At 58.6% G+C, this 1,430-nt stretch carries 1 protein-coding gene; it reads right to left on the bottom strand.

Annotation, left to right across the window (positions count from 1 at the left end):
* Positions 1-158: 158 nt before the first annotated feature.
* Positions 159-1,430 (bottom strand): response regulator (locus EOA22_RS33465; RefSeq protein WP_164756179.1); only part of this gene is annotated, 1,272 nt, incomplete at its 5' end.

The following is a 1,430-nucleotide window of genomic DNA, read 5'->3' as shown; positions in this document are numbered from 1 at the left end:
GATCACGTCTGCAGACCTCGACCGCCTCACGCCCATTGGTCGCGACCCATGCGACCTGATGTTCGCCGGTCGACAAGACCAGCCGGCGCAGAAGCTCAACCGCCATCGGCATGTCGTTGACTACGCCGATTCTCATTCGTTGGCTTCCAATTTCGATCTCATTCAGTCGCCTCGCCAATCATGTCCACGACCGCATGGATCAGCGCCTCGTCCTGAAAGGTACTCTTGGTCAGATAATAGTCCGCACCGGCGTCAAGCCCGCGCGAGCGATCTTCTTCCCGATCCTTGTATGAAACGATCATTATGGGTGTGTTCTTGAGATGGGCGTCCTTTCTGATCAAGCTCACCAACTCGATGCCATCCATGCGCGGCATATCTATGTCAGTGACGACAAGATCAAAAGGACCAGACCGGACGGCATTCCATCCGTCCATCCCGTCGACCGCCACTTCGACATCATAACCGTGATTGCCCAACATCTTGCGCTGGAGTTCGCGGACCGTGAGTGAATCGTCAATCACGAGCACGCGCTTGCGTCTGCTCGGTTCGGGACCGCCCGCAGCGCGCCCAACAGCCCTAAATCCGCTAGACGATGCAAGTTTTTCCACCGATCGGATCAGATCATCGACGTCGAAGATCAGAACTGGCGAACCGTCTTCCATCAGGGCCGCTGCGCTGATGTCCTTGATCTTGGCAAACCGTGGATCGAGAGGTCTGATCACCAGCTCGCGTTCCCCGAGAAAACGGTCAACGATCAGGCCGTATGCATCGCCCCGACCTGCATCCACGACGACAACCGAGAGTTCGTCCGGTTCCGATCCGGACTCTCCTCGATCCAGCACTTCGCGCGCGGTCACCAGCCCGATCTGTCGATCGTTCAAGCGAAAATGCGGTCGGCCCTGCAGCAGGTTGATCTGCATCCGCTGCAATCTCATTGTCTTGGAGATGGCGGCGAGTGGAAACGCATAGGGCTCCCCATCGACTTCGACGAGTAGTGTGCGCAGGACTGACAACGTCAGCGGCAGCTGCAGTTGAAACCGGGTTCCACGACCAAATTCCGAGGAAACGCTCGTGATTCCGCGGACCTCCTTCGTCATCGCCTGCACCGCATCGAGTCCCACACCACGGCCGGACACGTCGGTAAGGCCCGCTTTCATCGAAAAGCCTGGCAGAAACAGGAATGCGAGCAATTCGGTTTCGCTGAGTGTGTCAGCACTTTCCCTGGTCGCAAGCTGTCGGGCGATGACAGCCTCGCGCAGCTTCGAGATCTCGATCCCCCTGCCGTCGTCCACCACGGCTATCTGCAGCAGCCCGGCATTGTGCCTCGCTTCGAGCCTGATCAGCCCCTCTTCGGGTTTCCCCATCGCGAGGCGCTCCTCAGGCGGTTCAAGCCCATGGTCTACAGCGTTGCGCAAAAGATGCCCCAAGGG

It is taken from the genome of Mesorhizobium sp. M7A.F.Ca.US.014.04.1.1 (assembly GCF_003998745.1).
Taxonomy (GTDB): Bacteria; Pseudomonadota; Alphaproteobacteria; order Rhizobiales; family Rhizobiaceae; genus Mesorhizobium; species Mesorhizobium ciceri.
This window is presented reverse-complemented; position numbering and strand designations above follow the sequence as displayed.